The sequence below is a fragment of the Streptomyces sp. NPDC017448 genome (assembly GCF_044330565.1).
In the GTDB taxonomy this organism is placed as follows: domain Bacteria; phylum Actinomycetota; class Actinomycetes; order Streptomycetales; family Streptomycetaceae; genus Streptomyces.
The window spans coordinates 258,164-284,039 of record NZ_JBIRLM010000007.1 but is presented as its reverse complement, the minus strand read 5'-3'; the positions used below and the strand labels follow the sequence as shown (position 1 = coordinate 284,039).

The following is a 25,876-nucleotide window of genomic DNA, read 5'->3' as shown; positions in this document are numbered from 1 at the left end:
GGCCCTGCCTCCCCCGGTGCGGAACACCGGCGGAGACAGGGCCGTCGAGGCCGGGCGGGATCAATTCCAGCTGGCGTGCAGCGGCTTGCCCTCGGCGTAACCGGCGGCGCTCTGCACACCGACGACCGCCTTCTCGGCGAACTCCGCGAGGGAGCCGGCGCCGGCGTAGGTGCAGGAGGAGCGGACCCCGGCGATGATCGAGTCGATCAGGTCCTCCACACCCGGGCGCGCCGGGTCGAGGAACATCCGCGAGGTGGAGATGCCCTCCTCGAACAGCGCCTTGCGGGCGCGGTCGTACGAGGACTCCTCCGAGGTGCGGTTCTTCACGGCGCGGGCCGAGGCCATCCCGAAGGACTCCTTGTAGTAGCGGCCGTCCGCGGACTGCTGGAGGTCGCCGGGCGACTCGTACGTGCCGGCGAACCAGGAGCCGATCATCACGTTGGACGCGCCGGCGGCCAGTGCCATGGCGACGTCGCGCGGGTGCCGGACGCCGCCGTCCGCCCAGACGTGCTTGCCGTGCTTCTTCGCCTCGGCCGCGCACTCCAGGACGGCGGAGAACTGCGGGCGGCCGACGCCGGTCATCATCCGGGTGGTGCACATGGCACCGGGGCCGACGCCGACCTTGATGATGTCGGCGCCCGCCTCGATCAGGTCGCGCACGCCCTCGGCGGCGACGATGTTGCCCGCCACGATCGGCACCCGCGGGTCGAGCGCGCGGACGGCCTTCACGGCGCTGATCATGGACTCCTGGTGGCCGTGTGCGGTGTCCACGACGAGGACGTCGGCCCCCGCCTCCAGCAGCTGTGCGGCCTTGCCGGCCACGTCGCCGTTGATGCCCACGGCGGCGGCGATGCGCAGCTTGCCCTCGGCGTCGGTGGCGGGGGTGTAGAGGGTGGCGCGCAGGGCGGCCTTGCGGGTGAGGATGCCGACGAGGCGGCCGTGCGCGTCGACGGCGGGAGCGAGCTTGCGGTTGGCGCCGTCGAGCTTGTTGAAGGCGTCGCGCGGGTCGATGTCCGCGTCGAGCACCACCAGGTCCTTGGACATGACCTCGGAGAGCTGGGTGAAGCGGTCGACGCCGGTGAGGTCGTGGTCGGTGACGACGCCCACGGGGCGGCGGTCGGCGTCCACGACGACGCCCGCGCCGTGCGCGCGCTTGGGCAGCAGCGACAGGGCGTCGGCGACGGTCTGGCCGGGAGCCAGCTCGATCGGGGTGTCGAGGACCAGGTGGCGCGTCTTGACCCAGGAGATGACGTCGGTGACGACCTCGATCGGGATGTCCTGGGGAATGACGACGAGGCCGCCGCGGCGGGCGACGGTTTCGGCCATCCGGCGGCCCGCGATCGCGGTCATGTTGGCGACCACGAGCGGGATGGTGGTGCCGGTTCCGTCGGGCGACGAGAGGTCCACACCCTGCCGGGAGCCGACCGCGGAGCGGCCCGGCACCATGAAGACGTCGTCGTACGTGAGGTCGTACGGGACCGCGGGGGACTCTGTGTAGCGACCGGTGCCCGGCTCAAGAAAGCGCATAACACTCATTTTTTCATACGAAACGGCGCAGGACGTTTCCACGAAGACACAGCAAAAGACCCCCGCGTTCGTATGTTCCTCCGAAGAGGCGGCCGGGGGCCCCGGGCAAGTGGAACCTGCCTTACCCGCGGACCTTACCCGAACGGGATTCGGATCATTCGTGATCACCATCCCTGGACCAGGTGACAAGGGCTCAGGTAGCTTCAAAGTCGCAGGTCTCGGGGGTGCCGGAAGCGTCGACGCCGACTCGTCGGATCCCCCGGGCACACCGTTTGACCGGAGAGGATCCCGATCCGCCTGTGGACAGCGAACTGCCGGACATCTACTGCCCGTTCCCGCAGCGGACCAACCCGCACGTGGCCCACACGCGGGAGCATCTGGACGCCTGGACCAGAGAGACCGGCCTGGTCCACCGCGAGTCCGCGAGGCGCCGGTTCGAACAAGCCGATTTCGGGGCGTTCGTCGGCATGGTCTACCCGACCGCCGACGCGGAGCACCTCGATCTGGTGGCGGACTGGTTCGTCTGGCTCTTCCTCGTCGACGACCAGCTCGACGACGGCCACCTCGGCCGGTCGCCCGAGCGGGTGCGGGACGTGGTGGAGCGGATGCGCGCGGTGGTCGACGGCTCCGCCCCCGAGCCGCTGCCCGGGGAGGAGGTCCCGGCCGCCGTGACCGCCCTGGCCGACCTGTGGAAACGTACGATCCCGAAGGCCGCCCCCCACTGGCGGACCCGGTTCGCCTGGCACCTGGTCTCCTACCTCACGACCACCACGACCTGGGAGGCGGGAAACCGCGCCGACGAGGTGGTGCCCTCGGAGGAGACGTACATCGCCAAGCGGCGGCACACCGGGGCCATTCACGTCTGCATGGACCTCATAGAGATCGTGGCGCGGATCGAGGCCCCGGAGTCGATCCACAACGACCCCCGCTTCATCACCGCCCTGGAAGCCGCCTGCAACCACGTGTGCTGGGCGAACGACGTCTACTCCTTCGAGAAGGAGCAGGTGCTCGGCGAGATCCACAACCTGGTCCACCTGGTCCGCCACCACCGGGGCCTCGGGGAGCAGCAGGCGCTGGACCACGTCGCGGAGCGCCTGGCGAGGGAGACCGAGCGGTTCCTGACCGCCGAGGACGAGCTGCTGGAGCTGTACCCGGAGCTGGCCGGGCTGCTGGTGCCCTACCTCGACGGGATGCGGAGCTGGATGCGGGGCAACCTGGACTGGTCGCGCCAGACGCCCCGGTACAACCCCGCCGACGTGGGCCAGTACGAGGAGCCCGAGGAGTACCTGGAGGAGACCGTGCTGGGCATCCCGCCGGCGCGCGGCGAGGCCGTCTCCGCTCCGTGCGCGGCCAAGGCGCCGCCGGCCGGCTGAGGGACCGCGTGCTGAGGGCCGGGCCCCCCCGGGGGGCCCGGCCCTCAGCACGTCCGGGACGTCACTCGCCGTCGGGGTCGGCGCGCTCCAGCGCCGGGCGGACGCCCGCCGGGGACTCGGTGAGCAGGTAGTCGGCCGCGGCCGTGTCGGTCACCAGGCTGGTGACCAGACCGGAGCGCAGCACCGCCCCGATCGCCGCCGCCTTGCGCTGGCCGCCCGCGATCGCGACCACCTCGGGGATCCGGCGCAGCCGGTCCGCCTCCACGGTGATGCAGCGCTCCCCCAGATCGCGGCCGACCCGGCGGCCCTCGGCGTCGAAGAGGTGCGCGGACATCTCGGCGGCGACGCCGAGCGAGGCGTAATGGGCGCGCTCCGCGTCCGAGAGCATGTCGTGGACGGTGGAGATGCCCGGCTCCCAGGAGCCGATGGAGACGGCGGCGACCGTCACCTTGTCGAAGTACTCGAAGGCGCGGGCGATCCCCGTCTGATCGCGCAGCGCGGCGGCCGTCGCGGGGTCCGGCAGCAGCATCGGGGCGTAGATGGGGTGCGCCTCCCCGCCGGAGACCTGGGCCGCCCTGCGGACCGCCTCGACCGAGCCGCGCTCGGCGGTCCCCGCGTCGTACACCCCGGTCAACTGGACCACCGTGCACGGCGGAAGCCTGTCCAGCGCGGCGGCCATGTGGATGGTGGAGCGGCCCCAGGCCAGGCCGAGCACATCGCCCTCGGCCACCAGTTCGCCCAGGAGGTCGGCCGCGACCTCGCCCAGGTTCTCCGGGTCGGCGGCGTCGTCCTGCTCCTCGGCCGGGGACTCCACGACCACTGCGTGGCGCAGCCCGTAGCGGGCGCGCAGGGCGTCGGAGCGTTCGGCGTCCAGCTCGGCCGGAACCCGGATCTCGATCCGTACGAGATCGCGTTCGAGCGCGGTCTCCAGGACCCGGGCCACCTTGAAGCGGCTCACGCCGAACTCCTCGGCGATCTGGATCTTGGACTTGCCCTCCAGGTAGAACCGGCGGGCCATGGCCGCCGCCTGCACCAGCTCCGCGGGCCCCATCCGCATGGCTGACCGACCCGCCGAGATGCCAGACACCGCGATCTCCTCACTGCTGTTCACACACCCGATACGCCGCTCATCCTGTCAGATCCGGCGGCCCTTGACCGGCCCTGTCGGACCGCGTTCATCTGCCCTTGGTTCAGTGGTCGCACGCCCAGGGGGCGACGGCCGTGACCGCCTCCGCCTGCGCCCGCAGCCCCCGTACCGCCGCCGCCGGGTCCGCCGCCCCGTAGACCGCCGATCCGGCCACGAAGACGTCCGCACCCGCCTCGGCGCACCGCTCGATGGTGGAGGCCGAGACCCCGCCGTCGACCTGGAGCCACATTTCGAGTCCGTGCTTGCCGATCAGCTCCCGCGTGCGGCGGATCTTCGGCAGCATGATGTCGAGGAACGCCTGGCCTCCGAAGCCCGGCTCGACCGTCATGATCAGCAGCATGTCCAGCTCGGGGAGCAGGTCCTCGTACGGCTCGATCGGCGTCGCGGGCTTGAGCGCCATCGAGGCGCGCGCCCCCTTCGCCCGGATCTCGCGCGCGAGGCGCACCGGCGCGGCCGCGGCCTCCGCGTGGAAGGTGACGGACCCGGCCCCGGCCTCCACGTACTGCGGCGCCCAGCGGTCCGGGTCCTCGATCATGAGGTGGCAGTCCAGCGGGGTGTCCGTGGCCTTGCCGAGCGCCTCCACGATCGGCACGCCGAGGGTCAGATTGGGCACGAAGTGGTTGTCCATGACATCGACATGGAGCCAGTCCGCGCCTTCGACGGCCTTCGCCTCCTCGGCGAGACGCGCGAAATCGGCGGACAGGATGCTGGGGTTGATCTGCGCCATGACCCAAGCCTGCCACGTTCGGACCCGGTTCCCCGCCTCGATGCGCCACGAAAACGCGCCCGGCCCTCACAGTCCGCGCATTCTGGGCATTTTGCCAGCGCTTTGCCGTTCTTTTCGCCCTCGGCGGGGCCGGGCCCGCGCGGCCTCCCGCCGGAGGCGCGACGAGATCCGGCCGTCCGGAAGGAAAGGACGGACGAGCGCGGCCCGGGACGGCCGGGGGCTCAGCCGGTCCGGCGCAGCAGGGCCAGGTACATCGCGTCGGTGCCGTGCAGATGCGGCCAGAGCTGGACGTCGGGCCCCTCCCCCAGGGCGGGCACGCCGGGGAGCAGCGGCCGGGCGTCGATCCACTCCGCCTCCACCGGCTCCCCGCCCCGCCCCTTGAGCACGTCCTCGACCACGACCCGGGTCTCCGCGAGATGCGGCGAGCAGGTCGCGTAGCCGACCGCGCCGCCGACCCGTACGGCCTTCAACGCCTCGCGCAGGAGGCCGCGTTGGAGCGGGGCGAAGGCTTCCAGATCCTCGGGCCGACGCCGCCAGCGCGACTCGGGCCGCCGCCGCAGCGCACCCAGGCCCGAGCAGGGAACGTCCATCAGGATCCGGTCGAAGCTGCCGGGCAGCCACGGCGGGCGGGTGCCGTCCGCGGTGATCACCTGGTACGGGCCGGGGTTGCCGGCGAGCGCCCGCTCGACCAGCCGGGCGCGGTGCGGCTGCTTCTCGGCGGCCAGCAGGACGGCGCCGCGTTCGGCGGCCAGCGCGGCGAGGAGCGCGGCCTTGCCGCCGGGGCCGGCGCAGCCGTCCAGCCAGCGGGTGTCGCTCCCCTCGACGGGGGCGGCGGCCAGCGCGGCGGCGACGAGCTGGCTGCCCTCGTCCTGGACGCCCGCCCGGCCCTCCTGGACCGCCGCCAGCGCGCCGGGCTCACCGCCCTCGGCCATCCGCACGGCGTACGGGGACCAGCGGCCCGGCAGGGAGTTGTCCTCCCCCAGCGCCGTGGCCAGCTCCTCGGTGGTGGCGCGGCCGGGGCGGGCGACCAGGGTCACCTCGGGGCGCTCGTTGTCGGCCTCCAGCAGGTCCTCGACGCCCGCCCGGCCGCCGCCCAGCGCGTCCCAGAGCGCGGAGACGATCCAGCGGGGATGGGAGTGGACGACGGCGAGGTGGTCCTCGGCGTCCTCGTCGTAGGGCGGGGCGACCTTCTCCACCCAGCCGTCGAGGTCGTGCGCGCTGACCTTGCGCAGGACCGCGTTGACGAACTTCGCACGTCCCTCCCCCAGCACCACCCGGGCCAGCTCCACGCTGGCGGAGACCGCCGCGTGGGTGGGGATACGGGTGCCGAGCAGCTGGTGGACGCCCATGTTCAGGACATCGAGGACCGGCGGGTCCACCTCGCGCAGGGGCCGGTCGATGCAGGCCGCCACGATCGCGTCGTACGTGCCCTGACGGCGCAGGGTGCCGTAGACCAGCTCGGTCGCCAGCGCCGCGTCCCGGCCGTCGAAGTCGCCCTTGGCGCGTGCCTTCTTCAGCAGCGGCGGCAGCACCAGGTTGGCGTACGCGTCGCGCTCGTCCACGGCCCGCAGCGCCTCGAAGGCGAGGAAGCGGACCGGGTCCTTCTTGGGCCGGCGGTGGGGCTTGGCGGGACGGCGACGCGGCTGGTCGTTCACGTGAAAGGTGCTCCGCTGGAGGTGAGGGGGCGAACGCTCCCAGCGTACGTCGCCGCTCCCGGCCCTTCGAACGAGAGGGGCCGGCGCCCGCCCGGGCGGGCGCCGGCCCCGGGGACCGCAGGCGGCTACGCCCCCAGCAGTTCGCCCTGGGCGATGCGGACGCCGCGCGCCCAGTCGGCGGCCCGCATCGGCTTCTTGCCCTGCGGCTGGACCCAGAGCAGCTCGACGGCGTGCGACCCGGTGCCCGCGTACACGTTGTTCTTGGCGGCCGACAGCTCGCCCGGCGCCAGATCGGTGCGCTCCAGCACCGGGACGGCCTGGACGAGCTTGAGCCGCTCGCCGCGGAACAGCGTCCACGCGCCGGGGGCCGGGGTGCAGCCGCGCACCACCCGGTCCACCCGCAGGGCGGGCGCGGACCAGTCGACCTGGGCGTCCTCCACCGTGATCTTCGGAGCCAGGGTGACGCCCTCGGAGGGCTGGGGCACGGCGTGCAGCGTGCCGTCCTCGATGCCGTCCATGGTGGCGGCGAGCAGCCCCGCACCGGCGAAGGCGAGCCGGGTGAGCAGATCGCCGCTGGTGTCGGTGGGACGGACCTCCTCGGTGAGGACGCCGTAGACCGGGCCGGAGTCCAGCCCCTCCTCGATCAGGAAGGTCGAGGCGCCGGTCACCTCGTCCCCGGCCATCACCGCGTGCTGGACCGGCGCCGCGCCCCGCCAGGCGGGCAGCAGCGAGAAGTGCAGGTTGACCCAGCCCCGGGCGGGCACGTCGAGGGCGACCTTGGGCAGCAGGGCCCCGTAGGCGACGACCGGGCAGCAGTCCGGGGCGATCTCGCGCAGCCGGGCGAGGAACTCCTCGTCCCGGGGCCTGGCGGGTTTGAGCACCTCGATCCCGGCCTCCTCCGCCCGCTCGGCCACCGGGCTCGCGACGAGCCTGCGGCCCCGGCCCGCCGGGGCGTCCGGACGGGTCACGACGGCGGCCACCTCGTGGCGGTCGGAGGCGATCAGGGCGTCCAGGGCGGGGACGGCGACTTCGGGGGTGCCGGCGAAGACGAGCTTCATGGGTGGCTGACTGCCTCTCGGGCCGAGACGTACGGTGACGAGCAGCACACCAGTCTAGGGTCTTCGGACGGACCGGACCCGGGCAGCCCTGCGGGCCGGCGACGACCCCGGGGGCGTACGCGCGCCGCGCGCGCCCCGCGCATATGTGCATACGCCCCGACAGCGTGACCACATACCCGGCTCGGGCGTTGGTCAAAGGAGATTGACCGAAGCGGGCCGCCCCGACGCGGCCCGATCCCTTTCAACGCCGGTTCGAGAGGCTTCTTCATGGCCGACCACGCAACGCACGACGCCCAAGCGCGGGCCAGTCTGCATCTTCTGGTGCGGGACATCGAGCGGGTCCGGCGGCAGGTGGACGCGCTGCGCACCCTCACCGCCCAGCTGGGCAACGTCTACCGCCCGCGCCGCTCCGGCCCCTCCGCGGGCTTCGTCGTCTACGGCAGGGCCCCGGCCCCCACCGTCCGTCTCGCGCAGGAGCTGCGGGACAGCGTCGAGACCCTGGTCACCGCCGCGGTGGACTTCGACCGTTCGCTGGGCTTCTCCTGGGACGCGGTGGGCTCCGCCCTCGGCGTCACCAAGCAGGCGGTGCACCGTCGTTACGGGGCGCGCCGCGCCACCCCTCAGCCCGCCGCCGAGGCGGGCGGCGAGACGGCGCCCGCGACGCGCCCGGTATCCGTCGCCACCGGTCTCTCCGGGACCTCCGCCGGGGCTCCCGGCTCCCCGGCGCCCTCGGTCCCCGCCGCCCGCTCGATGCCGCCGCAGCCTTCGACGGGCCAGCAGGCCGCCCGCGAGGAGCTGCGCCCCGGCGCCTTCCCGGGCCCCCGCAACGGCTGACCCCGTCCCCCTTTCCCTCCTGACCCGCCGTGCCGGTCGCGCGGCGGGCAGTCGTCTGTCCGGGGCCGGGGGGGGGAGAGCCGTCTCGGGCAGAGGGAGCCCTCCGGGGCGTCCGCTCCACCGCCTGCGCCTCAGCCGATGTCGGGCGGGTCGATCCTGATGCGGACCGGGTCCGTGGCGCCCTTGGCCATCCGGGCGGCGAGCGCGGTCTTCAGGGCGCGGGCGAGCGCTGCCCCCCGGCCCGGGACCACCCGGACCAGGGCGCGTTCCCAGCTCTCGCCCGGCGGGGCGTCGCCCGGTCTGCGGGGCCTGCCGGGCTCGGCCGCGGGGACCGGCACCGGCCCCAGGACCTCGGCCTCCGGGGGCAGTCCCGCGGCCTGGAGGAAGGCGGCCAGGGCCTCGGCCGGGCCGGTCACCGAGGCCATGCGGGAGACCGGCGGGAAGCCCAGTTCGGCCCGCTCGGCCAGCTCCCGCCGGGCGAACCCCGCCGGATCCCAGCGCACCAGCGCCTGCACCGCGCGCTCCGTCGGCTCGGCCACGATCACCACCGTGCCCCCCTCGTCCTGGCCGCGTACCAGGGCCGCCGCTGCCGTCCACCGGCGCAACGCCTCCTCCCCCGCCCGCAGATCGGGGCGGCCGAGCATGGCCCAGCCGTCCAGCAGCAGGGCCGCCGCGTAGCCGCCCTCGGCGACGGGCTCCGCGCCCGGCGTGGAGACGACCAGGGCCGGGGCGTCGGGCACCGCCTCCAGGATGTGGTCGCGCCCCGACGTGCGGACGGGCACGGCGGGGAAGGCCCGCCCCAGCTCCTCCGCCGTGCGACGGGCCCCGACCACCTGGGCGCGCAGCCGGGGGGAGCCGCACTCCGCGCACTGCCAGGCCGTCTCGGCCCGGCCGCACCACACACAGTCCAGATCCCGCTGGTCCGGAGCCTGGAGGGGCCCGGCACAGCGCCGGCACCGGGCGGGCGTACGGCAGCGTTCGCAGGCCAGGCGGGGGGCGTACCCCCGGCGGGGCACCTGGACCAGCACCGGACCGCTGCGCAGCCCGTCCCGCACGGTCCCCCAGGCGAGGCTGGGCAGCCGGGCCGAGCGGGCGGCCCCGTCCCGGGCCAGCTCGCCGTCCCCGACCGTACGGATCAGGGGCGCGGCCCGGCGCAGCCGCTCGCGGTCGGCGAGGAGGGGCAGCGCCCAACCGCTCTCCACGAGCTGGGCGGCCTCGACCGTGCAGCTGGTCCCGCCGAGCAGGAAGCCGCAGCGGCCCTGGGCCGCCCGCAGCTCCAGGACCTCCCGGACGTGCGGGAAGGGGGCGTTGTCGTCGCTGTGGCTGGAGTCTCCGTCGTCCCAGACGACCACGAGCCCGAGGTCGCGGACGGGGGCGAACATGGCGGCCCGGGTTCCCACGACCGCCCGTACCGAGCCCCGGCGCACCGCGAGCCACTGGCGGTAGCGCTTCTCGGGGCCGGACTCGGCGGTCAGCAGGGCGTGTCGGCCCGGGCCGAGGGCTTCGGCCAGGGCCGCGTCGACCCGTGCGGCGGCCCGTCCGTCCGGGACGACGACGAGGGCGCCGCGCCCCGAGGAGAGGGCCGCCGCGACGGCCCCGGCGATCTCGGCGGGCCAGTGCGGTCCCGGCAGGGCGGTCCACACGGCGCGCGGCGCCCCGCCCTCCGCCAGGGCGCGCAGGAAGGCCGGGCCCTGCGCGTACCGGCCCCAGGTGCCCGGCTCCGGGGGCGGGGGCGGCGGCAGCGGCTCCGGGGAGGGCTTGGACTCGGCACGGGCGTTGCGGGGCGGGACGGCGAGCTGGACCACGTCGGCGAGGCTGCCCGCGTACCGGTCGGCCACGGCGCGGCAGAGGGCGAGCAGGTCGGGTCCGAGCACCGGCTCCGGGGAGACCACGGAGGCGAGGGCGGCCAGCGCCCCCCGGTAGTCGGAGTCGGCGCGGCGCTCGACGATGAAGCCGTCGATCAGCCCGCCGCCCTCGCGCCGCCCGCCCTGGACGTTGCGCCCGCCGGCGCCGAAGCGGACCCGCACCCGGACGCCGGGCCGGGCGTCGGCGTCCAGCTCCTCGGGGACCGCGTAGTCGAAGAACTGGTCCAGGTGGAGCACGCCCTTGTTCACCAGGACGCGGGCGACGGGCAGTTCGCCGGCGAGGGCCGCGCCGCGCCAGGTCCGCGGCTTGGCGCGCGGCGCCTTCGCCCGGCGGACGGTCTCGCGGATCAGCGCCAGCTGTTCCGGCGCCCCGGCTCCGGGCTCGGCGGACGGCTCGTTCTCGCTGCTCACAGCTGCATTCCTACCAGAGGGGACGGACAGCGCCGGGGGACGGCAGCGGGGCCCGGACACCGCGTTCGGTGTCCGGGCCCCGCTGCCGTGTCCTGCCGGGGAGGCTCCCCTACAGCCCGGCGGCGGTGCGCAGGGCGTCCACGCGGTCGGTGCGCTCCCAGGTGAAGTCGGGCAGCTCACGGCCGAAGTGGCCGTAGGCGGCGGTCTGGGCGTAGATCGGCCGGAGCAGGTCGAGGTCCCGGATGATCGCGGCCGGGCGGAGGTCGAAGACCTCTCCGATCGCGTGCTCGATCTTCTCGGTGTCGACCGCGGCGGTGCCGAAGGTCTCGACGAAGAGCCCCACGGGCTCGGCCTTGCCGATCGCGTACGCGACCTGGACCTCGCAGCGGGCGGCGAGGCCGGCGGCGACGACGTTCTTGGCGACCCAGCGCATCGCGTAGGCGGCGGAGCGGTCGACCTTGGACGGGTCCTTGCCCGAGAAGGCGCCGCCGCCGTGGCGGGCCATGCCGCCGTAGGTGTCGATGATGATCTTGCGGCCGGTGAGGCCGGCGTCGCCCATCGGGCCGCCGATCTCGAAGCGGCCGGTCGGGTTCACCAGGAGGCGGTAGCCCTCGGTGTCCAGCTTGATGCCGTCCTCGACCAGCTGCGCGAGCACGTGCTCGACGACGAACTCGCGGATGTCGGGGGCGAGCAGCGAGTCCAGGTCGATGTCGGAGGCGTGCTGCGAGGAGACGACCACCGTGTCCAGCCGGACCGCCTTGTCGCCGTCGTACTCGATGGTGACCTGGGTCTTGCCGTCGGGGCGCAGGTAGGGGATGGTCCCGTTCTTGCGCACCTCGGACAGCCGCCGCGAGAGGCGGTGCGCGAGGTGGATGGGGAGCGGCATCAGCTCGGGGGTCTCGTCGCAGGCGTACCCGAACATCAGGCCCTGGTCGCCCGCGCCCTGCTTGTCGAGCTCGTCCTCATCGCCCTCGACCCGCTTCTCGTACGCGGTGTCGACGCCCTGGGCGATGTCCGGCGACTGCGCGCCGATCGACACCGAGACGCCGCAGGAAGCACCGTCGAAGCCCTTTTTGGAGGAGTCGTAACCGATCTCCAGAACCTTGTTGCGCACGAGGGTGGGGATGTCGGCGTAGGCCTTGGTGGTGACCTCGCCCGCGACATGCACCAGACCGGTGGTGATCAAGGTTTCGACGGCGACGCGCGAGGAGGGGTCCTCGGTCAGGAGCGCGTCGAGAATCGTGTCGCTGATCTGGTCAGCGATCTTGTCGGGGTGACCCTCGGTGACGGATTCCGAGGTGAAGAGACGGCGGGACACATCGCTCCCTGGGGTTGCAGCGGCTGCTGGCTGATCATGGGTGGCACGTCCGAGAGCTGCGCTCGGCGCGTGCCGTCCGCCAGCTTATCGGTCGCATCCGACGACCGGGCCAGGTGTCTCGCCCTTTGGGAGGTTCGTGACGTGTGCCACGCCTCGCACCGGTAGGACGATCCGTCCGCTCCGACCGCCGATTTGCACGGTACGGGAGGGTTTCGCTCGCCCGGAGGGGGGAGGGTCACCTCGTCCGGAACCTCTCCGAAACCAGATCCCACACCGTGTCGGCGAGGGCTTCCTTGGGGCCGTACGGCACCGGCGTCTCCCGGCCGTCGGCGGCGAGGACGACCGCCTCGTTCTCCTCCGCGCCGAAGGTCCTGCGCTCCCCCACCTCGTTGACCACGAGGAGGTCGCACCCCTTGCGGCGCAGCTTCGCCCGGCCGTTGGCCAGGACGTCGTCGGTCTCGGCTGCGAATCCGACGACCAGCTGCCCCGGCCGGGCCCGCTCGGCGGAGACCTCGGCGAGGATGTCGGGGTTGCGGACGAGGGTGACGGCGGGAGCCTCCTCGCCGTCCTTCTTCTTGATCTTGCCGGTGGCGTACTCGGCGGGGCGGAAGTCGGCGACGGCGGCGGCCATCACCACGACGTCCGCCCCGGGGGCGGCCTTCAGCACGGCCTCGCGGAGCTGGACGGCCGTGCCCACACGCACGACGTCTGCCCCGGCCGGGTCGGCCAGGCCGGTGTTGGCCTCGATCAGGGTGACCCGGGCGCCCCTGGCCACGGCGGTCCGCGCCAGCGCGTACCCCTGCTTGCCGGAGGAGCGGTTGCCCAGGAAGCGGACCGGGTCGAGCGGTTCACGGGTGCCGCCGGCGCTGATCACCACGTGGCGGCCCGCGAGGTCGGGCTCGGCGACCCCGCGCGTCAGCACCCGGCGGCAGACCTCGAAGATCTCGCCGGGGTCGGGGAGCCGGCCCTTGCCGGTGTCGACACCGGTGAGCCGGCCGACCGCGGGCTCGATGACGACCGCGCCCCGGCGGCGCAGGGTCGCCACGTTCTCCTGGGTGGCCGGGTGCTCCCACATCTCCGTGTGCATCGCGGGGGCGAAGACCACCGGGCAGCGCGCGGTCAGGAGCGTGTTGGTGAGCAGGTCGTCGGCGAGCCCGTGGGCCGCCTTGGCCAGCATGTCCGCGGTGGCCGGGGCGACCACCACGAGGTCGGCCTCCTGCCCGATCCGCACGTGCGGGACCTCGTGGACGTCCTGCCAGACCTCGTCGGAGACCGGGTGGCCGGAGAGCGCCGACCAGGTGGCCGCCCCCACGAAGTGCAGCGAGGCGGCGGTCGGCACGACCCGTACGTCGTGGCCGGACTCGGTCAGCCGCCGCAGCAGCTCGCACGCCTTGTAGGCGGCGATGCCCCCGCTGACCCCCAGGACCACCTTCGGCTTGTCCACTGCGTCTCCCCGCACTCGGCGCCGTCACGGCGACATGAGGGCGCAACGTCCTGTTGCGCCTGCCGGTCCATGCTGCCTCACCGCCCGCGGCGCGCTCATCCGGCCCCGGACACACCTCAGGCCCGGCGGACGGGCCGCCGGGCCTGGAGTGGGAGTGCGGTGGTGCCGAGGCGCTTACTGCGCGGGGCCCTCGATGGCCTCGGAGGTCAGCAGACCGGCGTTGATCTCGCGGAGCGCGATCGACAGCGGCTTCTCGTGCACGTGGGTGTCGACGAGCGGACCGACGTACTCGAGGAGGCCTTCACCGAGCTGCGAGTAGTACGCGTTGATCTGGCGGGCGCGCTTGGCCGCGTAGATCACCAGGCTGTACTTCGAGTCGGTGGCCTCGAGGAGCTCATCAATCGGCGGGTTGATGATGCCCTCGGGCGTGGTGATGGAAGAGGACACTCTCTGCCTTCCGAAGGGGGTGTAGATCAAAGATCAAGGAGATCGGAGAACGACCGCACGAGATCTAGGCCTGAAGCATCAAGGCTAGCAGCTCGCGTGCGACATCCTCGACGGAGGTGTTGACGAGCGTCGTATCGAACTCCGCCTCGGCGGCCAGCTCGACCTTGGCGGCGGCGAGCCGGCGCTCGATGACCTCGGGAGCCTCGGTGCCGCGGCCGGTGAGCCGGCGCACCAGCTCCTCCCAGCTCGGCGGGGCCAGGAAGACCAGGCGCGCGTCGGCCATCGACTGGCGGACCAGGCGCGCGCCCTGGAGGTCGATCTCCAGGAGGACCGGCTCGCCGGCCTCCAGGCGGTCCAGCACGGCGCGGCGCGGCGTGCCGTAGCGGTTTCCCGCGAACTCGGCCCACTCCAGCAGCTCGCCGTTGGCGATGAGCTTGTCGAACTCCTCGTCGTCCACGAAGAAGTAGTGAACGCCGTCGCGCTCCCCGGGGCGCGGCTTGCGCGTCGTCGCCGACACGGAGAGCCAGACCTCGGGGTGCACGGAGCGCATATGGGCGACGACCGTGCTCTTGCCGACCCCCGAGGGGCCGGAGAGCACGGTCAGCCGCGGACGTACGTCCGGGGGTGCGGGGGACGTCCCCCGGGATGTTGCAGCCATGGGGCGATTATCCAGGTTCTCAGGGGTGCCTGAGAACGTCAGGCGGGGCTGCCGCCGAACTCACGCTCCAGGGATGCGATCTGGTTGGAGCCAAGACCCCTGACCCGGCGGCTCTCGGAGATGCCGAGCCGCTCCATGATCTGCTTGGCGCGGACCTTGCCGACGCCGGGCAGGGACTCCAGCAGTGCGGAGACCTTCATCTTCCCGATGACGTCGTTCTCCTGGCCCTGCTTGATGACCTCGTGGAGGGAGGCGCCGGAGTGCTTGAGTCGATTCTTGACCTCGGCCCGCTCCCGGCGAGCCGCGGCGGCCTTTTCGAGCGCGGCTGCGCGCTGTTCAGGGGTAAGGGGCGGAAGAGCCACGCCTACGTCACCTCGGATGTCGATCTGTCGGATACGGACCGGCGGGAAGCTGGACGCCCCCACCAGGTGAGCGGAGAACACGCTGTGCTCCGCCGCTCTCGACGGAGACTAGCGCCCAGGGCCGCCGTAGTCAGCGAGAACAGGCGAAAAGTCCTGGTCAGCTGTGGCCGACCAGGATTTTTCCGACATATCAACCAGGTTTGCCGTCAGTAATTCGTCAACGCGTTGTAAACATGTCAGGGTCGGCTGCCGGAGACGGCGTCGCGGACCTCGTCCGCGAACCGTTCGGCTGCTTCGCGCAGCCCGGACACGTCCGGACCGTGGCGGAGCACGCCCCGGCTCACGCTGGGCACCACGTTGCCCACCGCGTCGCCGAAGACCGCCGGGAGATCCGCGGGGGTCGCTCCCTGGGCCCCGATGCCGGGTGCGAGGAGCGGACCGTTGACGGCCAGGTTCACCCCGGCGTCGCCGAGGGTCGCTCCGACCACCGCGCCGACCGAGCCGAGCGGGGTCGCCCCGGCGTTCTCGGCGGCCAGCTGGTCGAGCATCAGCTGGGCGAGCGAGCGGCCGTCGGCGGCGGTGGCCCGCTGGACCTCGGCGCCCTCCGGGTTGGAGGTGAGGGCGAGGACGAAGACGCCCGCGCCGGAGGCGGCGGCGGCGTCCAGCGCCGGGCGCAGCGAGCCGAAGCCCAGGTACGGCGAGACGGTGACCGCGTCCGAGAAGAGCGGCGAGTCCTTGTCCAGGTAGGCCGCCGCGTACGCGCCCATGGTGGAGCCGATGTCGCCGCGCTTGGCGTCCATCAGGACCAGCGCCCCGGCCGCACGCGCCTCCTCGACGGCCTTCTCCAGGACGGCGACGCCGCGCGATCCGAACCGCTCGAAGAACGCGGACTGCGGCTTGAGGACGGCGACCCGGTCGGCCAGCGCCTCCACGACGGTCCGGGTGAAGCGCTCCAGGCCGGCGATGTCGTCGTCCAGCCCCCAGGAGGCGAGCAGGGAGGCGTGCGGGTCGATGCCGACGCAGAGCGGCCCGCGGGTGTCCATGGCGTGGCGCAGACGGGCGCCGAAGGGGGCGGGGGTCACGGGGCGGCCTTCTTCCGGGTCTCGGCGCCGACGGCCTCGGCGAGGGTGGCGTACGGGGAGGCGGCGAGCCGGGCGGCGAGCCCCTTGTGGATCGCGCGGGCGTAGCAGGGGCCCTCGTAGATGAAGGCGCTGTAGCCCTGGACGAGGGTGGCCCCGGCGAGGATGCGCTGCCAGGCGTCCTCGGCGTTCTCGACGCCCCCGACGCCCACGAGTGTGATCCGGTCCCCCACGCGGGCGTACAGGCGGCTCAGGACCGCCAGCGAGCGCTCCTTGAGGGGCGCGCCGGAGAGTCCGCCGGCCTCCCCCACCAGCTCCGGGCCGGACTTCAGGCCCAGCCCCTCGCGGGCGATGGTGGTGTTGGTGGCGATGATGCCGTCCAGGCCCAGCTCCACGGCGAGGTCGGCGACCGCGTCGACGTCCTCGTCCGCGAGGTCCGGGGCGATCTTGACGAGCAGCGGGACGCGCCGGGTGGTGACGGTGCGGTCGGCGGCCTCGCGGACGGCGGTGAGCAGCGGGCGCAGCGACTCGGTGGCCTGGAGGTTGCGCAGGCCGGGGGTGTTGGGCGAGGAGACGTTGACGACCAGGTAGTCGGCGTGGGCGGCCAGCCGCTCGGTGGACTTCACGTAGTCGGCGGCGGCCTCGGCCTCCGGGACGGTCTTGGTCTTGCCGATGTTGACGCCGACGGTGGTGCGGAAGACCGGGTTGCGGGCGGCGAGGCGGGCGGCGACGGCGGCGGAGCCCTCGTTGTTGAAGCCCATGCGGTTGATCAGGGCGCGGTCGGCGACCAGCCGGAAGAGGCGCTTCTTGGGGTTGCCGGGCTGCGGTTCACCGGTGACGGTGCCGATCTCGATGTGGCCGAAGCCGAGCATCGCCATGCCGTCGATCGCGACGGCGTTCTTGTCGAAGCCCGCGGCGAGCCCGAAGGGGCCGTGCATCCGCAGGCCGAGGGCCTCGGTGCGCAGTTCCTCGTAACGGGGCGCCAGGGCGGCGGCGACGTAGGTGCGCAGGACGGGGACGCGGGCGGCGAGGCGGATCCAGCGGAAGGCGGCGTGGTGGGCCCGCTCGGGGTCCATCCGCCGGAAGACGAGCCGGAAGAAGAGCTGGTACATGGGGAGGTGTCCTCGGGTGCTGGGTGGCTCGGGGGCTCGCGGACAGGGGGACACCGTTTCCGGTGTCCCCCTGTCGGGCGGCTAGTCGCGGGCCGCTGTCAGACGCTCGGCGTGTTCCTGGAGGGAACGGACCCCCACGCCGCCGTGGTTGAGGGCGTCGATGCCCTGGACGGCGGCGGCGAGCGCCTGGACCGTGGTCAGGCACGGTACGGAGCGGGAGACGGCCGCGGTGCGGATCTCGTAGCCGTCGAGCCGGCCGCCGGTGCCGTACGGCGTGTTGACGATGAGGTCGACCTCGCCGTCGTGGATGTGCTGGACGATGGTCTTCTCGCCGTTGGGCCCGGGGCCCTCGGACTGCTTGCGCACGACGGTGGCGTTGATGCCGTTGCGCTTGAGGACCTCGGCGGTGCCGGAGGTGGCCATCAGCTCGAAGCCGTGGGCGACCAGCTCGCGGGCCGGGAAGATCATCGAGCGCTTGTCCCGGTTGGCGACCGAGATGAACGCGCGGCCCGAGGTGGGCAGCGGCCCGTAGGCGCCGGCCTGCGACTTGGCGTACGCCGTGCCGAAGACCGAGTCGATGCCCATGACCTCGCCGGTGGAGCGCATCTCCGGGCCGAGGACCGTGTCCACGCCCCGGCCGTGGATGTCGCGGAAGCGCGACCACGGCATCACGGCCTCCTTGACGGAGATCGGCGCGTCCAGCGGCAGGGTGCCGCCGTCGCCGGTCCTCGGCAGCAGGCCCTCCTCGCGCAGCTCGGCGATGGTCGCGCCCAGCGAGATGCGGGCGGCGGCCTTGGCGAGCGGGACGGCGGTCGCCTTCGAGGTGAAGGGGACCGTGCGGGAGGCGCGCGGGTTGGCCTCCAGGACGTAGAGGATGTCGCCGGAGAGCGCGAACTGGATGTTGATCAGCCCGAGCACGCCGACGCCCTTGGCGATGGACTCGGTGGAGGCGCGCAGCCGCTTGATGTCGAAGCCGCCGAGGGTGATCGGGGGCAGGGCGCAGGCCGAGTCGCCGGAGTGGATGCCGGCCTCCTCGATGTGCTCCATGACGCCGCCGAGGTAGAGCTCGCGGCCGTCGTAGAGGGCGTCCACGTCGATCTCGATGGCGTCGTCGAGGAAGCGGTCGACCAGGACCGGCCGGGTGGGGCTGATCTCGGTGGACTCGGAGATGTACGACGCCAGGCGCGTCTCGTCGTACACGATCTCCATGCCGCGTCCGCCCAGCACGTAGGACGGGCGTACGAGGACGGGGTAGCCGATCTCGTCGGCGATGGCCTTGGCCTCGCCGAAGGTGGTGGCGGTGCCGTGCTTGGGCGCGGGCAGTCCGGCCTCGGCCAGGACCCGGCCGAAGGCGCCGCGGTCCTCGGCGGCGTGGATGGCCTCCGGGGAGGTGCCGACGACGGGGACGCCGTTGTCCTTGAGCGCCTGGGCGAGGCCGAGCGGGGTCTGGCCGCCGAGCTGCACGACGACGCCGGCGATCGGGCCGGCCAGCGATTCGGCGTGCACGATCTCCAGGACGTCCTCCAGGGTGAGCGGCTCGAAGTAGAGCCGGTCGGAGGTGTCGTAGTCGGTGGAGACGGTCTCGGGGTTGCAGTTGACCATGACGGTCTCGTAGCCGGCGTCGCTCAGGGCGAAGGAGGCGTGCACGCAGGAGTAGTCGAACTCGATGCCCTGGCCGATGCGGTTGGGGCCCGAGCCGAGGATGATGACGGCCGGCTTGGTGCGGGGCGCGACCTCGCTCTCCTCGTCGTAGGAGGAGTAGAAGTACGGCGTCCTCGCGGCGAACTCGGCGGCGCAGGTGTCGACCGTCTTGTAGACCGGGCGGATGCCGAGTGCGTGCCGGACCTCGCGGACGACGTCCTCGCGCAGCCCGCGGATCTCGCCGATCTGGGCGTCGGAGAAGCCGTGCCGCTTGGCCTCGGCGATCAGGTCGGCGTCCAGGCGCTCGGCGGCGGCCAGCTCGTCGGCGATCTCCTTGATCAGGAAGAGCTGGTCGACGAACCAGGGGTCGATCTTCGTGGCGTCGAAGACCTCCTCCTGGGTGGCTCCGGCGCGGATGGCCTGCATGACGGTGTTGATGCGGCCGTCGGTCGGGCGGACCGCCTCGGCCAGCAGCTCGGCCTTGTCGCCGACCGGGCCGGTGAAGGCGAACTGGGAGCCCTTCTTCTCCAGCGAGCGCAGGGCCTTCTGGAGGGCTTCGGTGAAGTTCCGGCCGATCGCCATGGCCTCGCCCACCGACTTCATGGTGGTGGTGAGGGTGGAGTCGGCGGAGGGGAACTTCTCGAAGGCGAACCGCGGGGCCTTGACGACGACGTAGTCGAGGGTCGGCTCGAAGGAGGCCGGCGTCTTCTCGGTGATGTCGTTGGGGATCTCGTCCAGGGTGTAGCCCACGGCCAGCTTGGCGGCGATCTTGGCGATCGGGAAGCCGGTGGCCTTGGAGGCGAGCGCCGAGGAGCGGGAGACGCGCGGGTTCATCTCGATGACGATGACCCGGCCGTCGGCGGGATCGATGGCGAACTGGATGTTGCAGCCGCCGGTGTCGACGCCGACCTCGCGGATGATGGCGATGCCGACGTCGCGCAGCCGCTGGTACTCGCGGTCGGTGAGCGTCATGGCCGGGGCGACGGTGATGGAGTCGCCTGTGTGGACGCCCATCGGGTCGAAGTTCTCGATGGAGCAGACGACCACGACGTTGTCGTGTCGGTCGCGCATCAGCTCCAGCTCGTACTCCTTCCAGCCGAGGATGGACTCCTCCAGGAGGACCTCGGTGGTCGGGGAGAGCGTGAGGCCCTGTCCGGCGATGCGGCGCAGCTCCTCCTCGTCGTGGGCGAAGCCGGAGCCGGCGCCGCCCATGGTGAAGGAGGGCCGGACGACGACGGGGTAGCCGCCGAGGGTGTCGACGCCGGCGAGGACGTCGTCCATGGAGTGGCAGATCACCGAGCGGGCGGACTCGCCGTAGCCGATCTTCTCCTTGACGGCCTCGACGACGCCCTTGAAGAGGTCGCGGTCCTCGCCCTTGTTGATCGCCTCGACGTTGGCGCCGATCAGTTCGACGCCGTACTTCTCCAGGACGCCGTTCTCGTGCATGGAGATCGCGGTGTTCAGCGCGGTCTGGCCGCCGAGGGTGGGCAGGAGGGCGTCGGGGCGCTCCTTGGCGATGATCTTCTCGACGAACTCGGGGGTGATCGGCTCGACGTAGGTGGCGTCGGCGATCTCCGGATCGGTCATGATCGTCGCCGGGTTGGAGTTCACCAGGATGACGCGCAGGCCCTCGGCCTTCAGGACGCGGCAGGCCTGGGTGCCGGAGTAGTCGAACTCGGCGGCCTGGCCGATGACGATCGGACCGGAGCCGATGACCAGGACGGACTGGATATCGGAGCGCTTAGGCACGCTGGTCCTCCATCAGGGATACGAAGCGGTCGAAGAGGTAGGCGGCGTCGTGCGGGCCGGCGGCGGCCTCGGGGTGGTACTGGACGCTGAAGGCCGGCCTGTCCAGGAGCCGGAGGCCCTCGACCACCTGGTCGTTCAGGCAGACGTGGGAGACCTCGGCGCGGCCGAACTCCGTGTCGGAGACCTTGTCCAGCGGGGCGTCGACGGCGAAGCCGTGGTTGTGCGCGGTGACCTCGACCTTGCCGGTGGTGCGGTCCTGCACCGGCTGGTTGATGCCGCGGTGGCCGTACTTCAGCTTGTAGGTGCCGAAGCCGAGGGCGCGGCCGAGGATCTGGTTGCCGAAGCAGATGCCGAAGAGCGGGGTGGAGCGCTCCAGGACGCCGCGCATGAGGGCGACGGGGTGGTCGGCGGTGGAGGGGTCGCCGGGGCCGTTGGAGAAGAAGACGCCGTCCGGCTCCACCGCGTACACCTCCTCCAGGGTGGCGGTGGCGGGCAGCACGTGGACCTCGATGCCGCGCTCGGCCATCCGGTGCGGGGTCATGCCCTTGATGCCGAGGTCGATCGCGGCGACGGTGAACTTCTTCGTGCCGATCGCGGGGACGACGTAGCTCTCCTTGGTGGCGACCTCGGCGGAGAGGTCGGCGCCGGTCATCTCGGGGGCCTGGCGGACCTTGGCGAGCAGGGTGCCCTCGTCGGGGATCGCCTCGCCGGAGAAGATCCCGACGCGCATGGCGCCGCGCTCGCGCAGGTGGCGGGTGAGGGCGCGGGTGTCGACGCCGCTGATGCCGACGACGCCCTGGGCCGCCAGCTCCTCGTCGAGCGTGCGCCGCGAGCGCCAGTTGGAGGGCTTGCGGGCGGGGTCGCGGACGACGTAGCCGGAGACCCAGATGCGGGCGGACTCGGGGTCCTCGTCGTTGACGCCGGTGTTGCCGACGTGCGGGGCCGTCATGACGACGACCTGGCGGTGGTACGAGGGGTCGGTCAGCGTCTCCTGGTAGCCGGTCATGCCGGTGGAGAACACCGCCTCGCCGAAGGTCTCCCCCACGGCCCCGTAGGCGCGGCCGCGGAAGGCGCGGCCGTCCTCCAGGACGAGTACGGCAGGGGTGCGGGCCCCCCGGGTGGAGATCGTCATCGTGCGGTGCCTTCCGTAGTGGTGCTGGTGAGTTCCGTGGCGGCCGGGGCGCCGGCGATCCGGCCGACGGCGTCGACCCAGGCCTGGTGCTCGGCGGCGCGGTCGGAGCGGAAGCCGGAGTCGATCAGCGTCCCGCCGTGCGCCCAAGTGATGATCAGCAGGCCGCCCTCGGGGAGGACCTTGCCCGCGAGCGCCTTGTCGAGGCGGGCCTCGCGCAGGGCGTCGGCCGGGACGAAGAAGTCGGTGGCCCCGGGGCGCTCGACGCGCAGGCCGCGGGCGGTGAGCGTCAGCTCGGTACGGCTGCGGGTGCCCAGCCCGTGCGCGACGATCCGGTCGAGCCACTGCCCGGCGGTGGTGGAGGCGTGGTAGCGCCCCTGGAGCGTCAGCAGCGGCTCGTCGGAGGCGAAGTCCTCGGGGGCCTGCGGCAGCTCCGGCAGATCGGACTGGAGGCTGGCGCGCCACTTCCAGCCCTGGCGCATCAGCCAGTAGACGAGTGCGATGAGGACGAGCAGGCCGATCACCCAGGCGATGCGGGCGGCCCAGTCCGTCACTTCCGCCGACTTCTGCTCGGCGGCCAGGTGGTACAGGGGGGTCAGAGTAGTCACGCGAGCTTCCCGTCGACGACCGTGGCACGGCCCCGCAGGAAGGTGTGGGTGACGCGGCCCGGCAGCTCACGGCCCTCGTAGGGGGTGTTGCGGCTGCGGGACGCGAAGCCCGCGGGGTCCACGGCTCCACGGTATGCCGGATCGACCAGGGTGAGGTTGGCGGGCTCACCCGCCGAGACGGGGCGGCCGTGTCCCTCCAGCCGGCCGATGGCTGCGGGGCGGAAGGACATGCGGTCGGCTACGCCCGCCCAGTCGAGCAGTCCGGTGTCCACCATCGTCTGCTGGACGACCGAGAGCGCGGTCTCCAGCCCCACCATGCCCATGGCGGCGGCGGCCCACTCGCAGTCCTTGTCCTCGTGCGGGTGCGGGGCGTGGTCGGTGGCGACGCAGTCGATCGTGCCGTCGGCGAGCGCCTCGCGCAGGGCCAGGACGTCGGCCTCGGTGCGCAGCGGCGGGTTCACCTTGTAGACCGGGTCGTAGGTGCGGACCAGTTCGTCGGTGAGGAGGAGGTGGTGGGGGGTCACCTCGGCGGTGACGTTCCAGCCCTTGGACTTGGCCCAGCGGACGATCTCCACGGAGCCGGCGGTGGAGAGGTGGCAGATGTGGACGCGGGAGCCGACGTGGGCGGCGAGGAGGACGTCGCGGGCGATGATCGACTCCTCGGCCACGGCGGGCCAGCCGCCGAGCCCGAGTTCGGCGGAGACGACGCCCTCGTTCATCTGGGCCCCCTCGGTGAGGCGGGGCTCCTGGGCGTGCTGGGCGACGACGCCGTCGAAGGCCTTCACGTACTCCAGGGCCCGGCGCATGATCACCGCGTCGTCGACGCACTTGCCGTCGTCGGAGAAGACCTTCACCCCGGCGGCGGAGTCGTGCATGGCGCCCAGCTCGGCGAGCTGCTTGCCCTCCAGGCCCACGGTGACGGCGCCGACGGGCTGGACGTCGCAGTAGCCGGACTCCCTGCCGAGCCGCCAGACCTGCTCGACGACGCCGGCGGTGTCGGCGACGGGGAAGGTGTTGGCCATGGCGTGCACGGCGGTGAAGCCGCCGATGGCGGCGGCCCGGGTGCCGGTGAGGACGGTCTCGGAGTCCTCGCGGCCGGGCTCGCGCAGGTGGGTGTGGAGGTCGACCAGGCCGGGCAGCAGGATCCGCCCCTCGGCCTCGACGACGGTGGCGCCGTCGGCGTCGAGGCCGGCGCCGACCTCGGCGATGGTCTCGCCGTCGATCAGGACGTCCGCGGGCTCGCCGCCGAGGATCCGCGCACCGCGGATGATGGTCTTGCTCATGGTCACTTGTTCTCCTCGGTACGGGCGGGGGCGGCGGACAGCGCGGTGTCGGAGCCGCCGAGCAGCAGGTAGAGCACGGCCATGCGGATGGAGACGCCGTTGGCGACCTGCTCGACGACGGTGCAGCGGTCGGAGTCGGCCACCTCGGCGGTGATCTCCATGCCGCGGACCATCGGGCCGGGGTGCATGACGACGGCGTGGTCGGGCATCCTCGCCATCCGCTCGCCGTCCAGGCCGTAGCGGCGGGAGTACTCGCGCTCGGTCGGGAAGTAGGCGGCGTTCATCCTCTCGCGCTGCACACGCAGCATCATCACCGCGTCGGACGCCGACAGCACGTCGTCCAGGCTGTAGCTGACGTCGCAGGGCCACTGCTCGACGCCCACGGGCACGAGGGTGGGCGGGGCCACCAGGGTGACGTGCGCGCCGAGGGTGGTGAGGAGGTGGACGTTGGAGCGGGCGACGCGGCTGTGCAGGATGTCGCCGACGATGGTGATGCGGCGGCCTTCGAGGTCGCGGCCGAGGCCGGCGTCGGCGCCGATGAGGCGGCGGCGCACGGTGAAGGCGTCCAGCAGGGCCTGGGTGGGGTGCTCGTGGGTGCCGTCTCCGGCGTTGACCACGGCTCCGTCGATCCAGCCGGAGGTGGCGAGGCGGTAGGGGGCGCCGGAGGCGCCGTGCCGGATGACGACGGCGTCGGCGCCCATCGCCTCCAGGGTCAGCGCGGTGTCCTTCAGGGACTCGCCCTTGGAGACCGAGGAGCCCTTGGCGGAGAAGTTGATGACGTCGGCGGAGAGCCGCTTGGCGGCCGCCTCGAAGGAGATGCGGGTACGGGTCGAGTCCTCGAAGAAGAGGTTGACGACGGTACGGCCGCGCAGGGTGGGGAGCTTCTTGATCGGCCGGTCCGCGACCCGGGCCATCTCCTCGGCGGTGTCGAGGATCAGGACGGCGTCGTCGCGGGTGAGGTCGGCGGCCGAGATGAGGTGGCGCTTCATCTGGGGTACTCCGGGTGGCTGGAGGGAGTTTCAGGCATGCGGGCGCGCGGGAGCCGCCGTACGGCCCCCGGAAGGGCGTACGGGAGGGTTCGGGCTACCGCGGGTCCGCGGGGGCGGCCTGCTTGACGCCGAGCAGCACGGCGTCGCGGCCGTCCTCCTCGGCGAGCTGGACCTTGACCGTCTCCCGCAGCGACGTGGGGAGGTTCTTGCCGACGTAGTCCGCGCGGATCGGGAGTTCCCGGTGGCCGCGGTCGACGAGGACCGCGAGCTGCACCGCGCGCGGGCGGCCGATGTCGCCGAGCGCGTCGAGGGCGGCGCGGATGGTCCGGCCGGAGAAGAGCACGTCGTCGACCAGGACGACCAGGCCGCCTTCGATCCCCTCGCCGGGGATGTCGGTGCGGGCCAGGGCGCGCGCCGGGCGGAGCCGCAGGTCGTCGCGGTACATGGTGATGTCGAGCGATCCGACCGGCGTCTTCCGGCCGGTGATCTGCTCCAGCTTGTCGGCCAGCCGGCGGGCGAGGAAGACCCCGCGCGTCGGGATGCCGAGGAGCACCACGTCGTCGGCGCCCTTGGCGCGTTCGACGATCTCGTGGGCGATCCGGGTCAGGACACGGGCGATGTCGGGGGCCTCGAGAACGGGGCGCGCCGCGTTGCCGGTGTCGTCGTGCTGTGCGTCCATGGGAACGGACCTCCTTCTCCGCCTCACGGGACGGATCGTTAAAGGACGTCGAAATTGCGTCATCCACGCTACCAGGGCTTGTGCCCGGCCCTGGCACCGCCCCCGGGAGGCCGCCGGTCCGGACCATTCGGCTTGACGCATCCAAGTAACGCTGCGTAACCTCACAGTGAGTTACCAGCCACGCGGCGGAGCCGCACACTGTTCCAGCGTCCGGGGAGCCATATGTCCAGCGAATACGCAAAACAGCTCGGGGCCAAACTCCGTGCCATCCGCACCCAGCAGGGCCTCTCCCTCCACGGCGTGGAGGAGAAGTCCCAGGGCCGCTGGAAGGCCGTCGTGGTCGGCTCGTACGAGCGCGGTGACCGTGCCGTGACCGTGCAGCGCCTCGCCGAGCTGGCGGATTTCTACGGGGTTCCGGTGCAGGAGCTGCTGCCCGGCACGACGCCGGGCGGGGCCGCCGAGCCGCCGCCGAAGCTCGTCCTGGACCTGGAGCGCCTCGCCCACGTCCCGCCGGAGAAGGCCGGTCCGCTGCAGCGCTACGCGGCGACCATCCAGAGCCAGCGCGGTGACTACAACGGCAAGGTGCTCTCGATCCGCCAGGACGACCTGCGCACCCTCGCCGTGATCTACGACCAGTCGCCGTCCGTTCTGACGGAGCAGCTCATCAGCTGGGGCGTGCTGGACGCGGACGCGCGCCGCGCGGTCTCCCACGACGAGAGCTGAGCGAGCGGGGAGAGCCCCCTCGCAGAAACGTGCCGCCGGGTGGGCGGGGCCTCCGGGC

The 25,876-nt window shown here is 72.8% G+C and carries 22 protein-coding genes; 3 read left to right on the top strand and 19 right to left on the bottom strand.

All coding sequences use genetic code 11. From position 1 onward, the window contains the following. Positions 1–60: 60 nt before the first annotated feature. Entirely contained in the window at positions 61–1,527 is a 1,467-nt protein-coding gene (locus ACH4K1_RS15125) for a GuaB1 family IMP dehydrogenase-related protein (RefSeq protein ID WP_398089634.1), read from the bottom strand. 299 nt (positions 1,528–1,826) lie between these two features. Between ACH4K1_RS15125 and ACH4K1_RS15120 the strand changes: the two genes are divergently transcribed. After that, positions 1,827–2,900, top strand: coding sequence for a terpene cyclase (locus ACH4K1_RS15120; RefSeq protein WP_398089632.1), 1,074 nt, complete (start codon positions 1,827–1,829; stop codon positions 2,898–2,900). Between the two features lie 61 nt (positions 2,901–2,961). On the opposite strand, the gene ACH4K1_RS15115 is transcribed toward ACH4K1_RS15120, so the two are convergent. The 4 genes from ACH4K1_RS15115 to fmt form a co-directional block, all read right to left on the bottom strand. Next, positions 2,962–3,957, bottom strand: a complete 996-nt coding sequence (locus ACH4K1_RS15115) for a sugar-binding transcriptional regulator (protein ID WP_398089721.1) — start codon at positions 3,955–3,957, stop codon at positions 2,962–2,964. 133 nt (positions 3,958–4,090) lie between these two features. Then, complete coding sequence (rpe, locus tag ACH4K1_RS15110; RefSeq protein ID WP_398089631.1) at positions 4,091–4,774, bottom strand: ribulose-phosphate 3-epimerase; 684 nt, start codon at positions 4,772–4,774, stop codon at positions 4,091–4,093. Between the two features lie 221 nt (positions 4,775–4,995). Next, positions 4,996–6,429, bottom strand: a complete 1,434-nt coding sequence (locus ACH4K1_RS15105; RefSeq protein WP_398089629.1) for an RsmB/NOP family class I SAM-dependent RNA methyltransferase — start codon at positions 6,427–6,429, stop codon at positions 4,996–4,998. 125 nt (positions 6,430–6,554) lie between these two features. Further along, positions 6,555–7,487: a methionyl-tRNA formyltransferase gene (fmt, locus tag ACH4K1_RS15100; protein WP_398089627.1), complete on the bottom strand. Its 933-nt coding sequence runs from the start codon at positions 7,485–7,487 to the stop codon at positions 6,555–6,557. A gap of 267 nt (positions 7,488–7,754) precedes the next feature. On the opposite strand from fmt, the gene ACH4K1_RS15095 reads away from it, so the two are divergent. Next, the gene (locus ACH4K1_RS15095; RefSeq protein WP_398089625.1) at positions 7,755–8,321 is read left to right on the top strand and encodes a hypothetical protein; all 567 of its coding nucleotides are present in this window, start codon (positions 7,755–7,757) and stop codon (positions 8,319–8,321) included. Positions 8,322–8,452: 131 nt separating this feature from the next. Here the strand turns inward: ACH4K1_RS15095 and ACH4K1_RS15090 are convergent, their stop codons facing one another. From ACH4K1_RS15090 to pyrR, 14 genes are all read right to left on the bottom strand, one after another. Next, the gene (locus tag ACH4K1_RS15090; RefSeq protein ID WP_398089624.1) at positions 8,453–10,597 is read right to left on the bottom strand and encodes a primosomal protein N'; all 2,145 of its coding nucleotides are present in this window, start codon (positions 10,595–10,597) and stop codon (positions 8,453–8,455) included. A 109-nt stretch (positions 10,598–10,706) separates the two neighbouring features. Beyond that, the gene (metK, locus tag ACH4K1_RS15085; protein WP_228992623.1) at positions 10,707–11,915 is read right to left on the bottom strand and encodes a methionine adenosyltransferase; all 1,209 of its coding nucleotides are present in this window, start codon (positions 11,913–11,915) and stop codon (positions 10,707–10,709) included. Positions 11,916–12,150: 235 nt separating this feature from the next. Beyond that, positions 12,151–13,359, bottom strand: a complete 1,209-nt coding sequence (gene coaBC / locus ACH4K1_RS15080; protein ID WP_398089623.1) for a bifunctional phosphopantothenoylcysteine decarboxylase/phosphopantothenate--cysteine ligase CoaBC — start codon at positions 13,357–13,359, stop codon at positions 12,151–12,153. A 174-nt stretch (positions 13,360–13,533) separates the two neighbouring features. Beyond that, positions 13,534–13,806, bottom strand: a complete 273-nt coding sequence (gene rpoZ, locus ACH4K1_RS15075; RefSeq protein ID WP_003970369.1) for a DNA-directed RNA polymerase subunit omega — start codon at positions 13,804–13,806, stop codon at positions 13,534–13,536. 64 nt (positions 13,807–13,870) lie between these two features. Continuing rightward, positions 13,871–14,464 (bottom strand): guanylate kinase, encoded by a 594-nt coding sequence (gmk, locus tag ACH4K1_RS15070; RefSeq protein ID WP_398089622.1) that lies wholly within the window; start codon positions 14,462–14,464, stop codon positions 13,871–13,873. Positions 14,465–14,502: 38 nt separating this feature from the next. Next, complete coding sequence (locus ACH4K1_RS15065; RefSeq protein WP_003970367.1) at positions 14,503–14,826, bottom strand: integration host factor; 324 nt, start codon at positions 14,824–14,826, stop codon at positions 14,503–14,505. Positions 14,827–15,062: 236 nt separating this feature from the next. Next, positions 15,063–15,908, bottom strand: a complete 846-nt coding sequence (gene pyrF / locus ACH4K1_RS15060; protein ID WP_398089621.1) for an orotidine-5'-phosphate decarboxylase — start codon at positions 15,906–15,908, stop codon at positions 15,063–15,065. Next, positions 15,905–17,017, bottom strand: coding sequence for a quinone-dependent dihydroorotate dehydrogenase (locus tag ACH4K1_RS15055; protein ID WP_398089620.1), 1,113 nt, complete (start codon positions 17,015–17,017; stop codon positions 15,905–15,907). The genes pyrF and ACH4K1_RS15055 overlap by 4 nt, the downstream gene beginning before the upstream one ends. An 81-nt stretch (positions 17,018–17,098) precedes the next feature. Further along, complete coding sequence (carB, locus tag ACH4K1_RS15050; protein ID WP_398089618.1) at positions 17,099–20,407, bottom strand: carbamoyl-phosphate synthase large subunit; 3,309 nt, start codon at positions 20,405–20,407, stop codon at positions 17,099–17,101. Beyond that, the gene (gene carA, locus ACH4K1_RS15045; RefSeq protein WP_398089617.1) at positions 20,400–21,539 is read right to left on the bottom strand and encodes a glutamine-hydrolyzing carbamoyl-phosphate synthase small subunit; all 1,140 of its coding nucleotides are present in this window, start codon (positions 21,537–21,539) and stop codon (positions 20,400–20,402) included. Before carA ends, carB begins: the two co-directional genes overlap by 8 nt. Beyond that, the gene (locus ACH4K1_RS15040) at positions 21,536–22,144 is read right to left on the bottom strand and encodes a hypothetical protein (protein WP_398089614.1); all 609 of its coding nucleotides are present in this window, start codon (positions 22,142–22,144) and stop codon (positions 21,536–21,538) included. Before ACH4K1_RS15040 ends, carA begins: the two co-directional genes overlap by 4 nt. Further along, on the bottom strand, positions 22,141–23,427 hold the full coding sequence (locus ACH4K1_RS15035; protein WP_398089612.1) for a dihydroorotase: 1,287 nt from the start codon (positions 23,425–23,427) through the stop codon (positions 22,141–22,143). The genes ACH4K1_RS15040 and ACH4K1_RS15035 overlap by 4 nt, the downstream gene beginning before the upstream one ends. Positions 23,428–23,429: 2 nt before the next feature. Next, positions 23,430–24,416 (bottom strand): aspartate carbamoyltransferase catalytic subunit, encoded by a 987-nt coding sequence (locus ACH4K1_RS15030; protein WP_398089611.1) that lies wholly within the window; start codon positions 24,414–24,416, stop codon positions 23,430–23,432. Between the two features lie 94 nt (positions 24,417–24,510). Next, complete coding sequence (pyrR, locus tag ACH4K1_RS15025) at positions 24,511–25,095, bottom strand: bifunctional pyr operon transcriptional regulator/uracil phosphoribosyltransferase PyrR (RefSeq protein WP_228992602.1); 585 nt, start codon at positions 25,093–25,095, stop codon at positions 24,511–24,513. A 222-nt stretch (positions 25,096–25,317) separates the two neighbouring features. Between pyrR and bldD the strand changes: the two genes are divergently transcribed. Then, the gene (gene bldD / locus ACH4K1_RS15020; RefSeq protein ID WP_006123181.1) at positions 25,318–25,818 is read left to right on the top strand and encodes a transcriptional regulator BldD; all 501 of its coding nucleotides are present in this window, start codon (positions 25,318–25,320) and stop codon (positions 25,816–25,818) included. Positions 25,819–25,876: the final 58 nt, after the last annotated feature.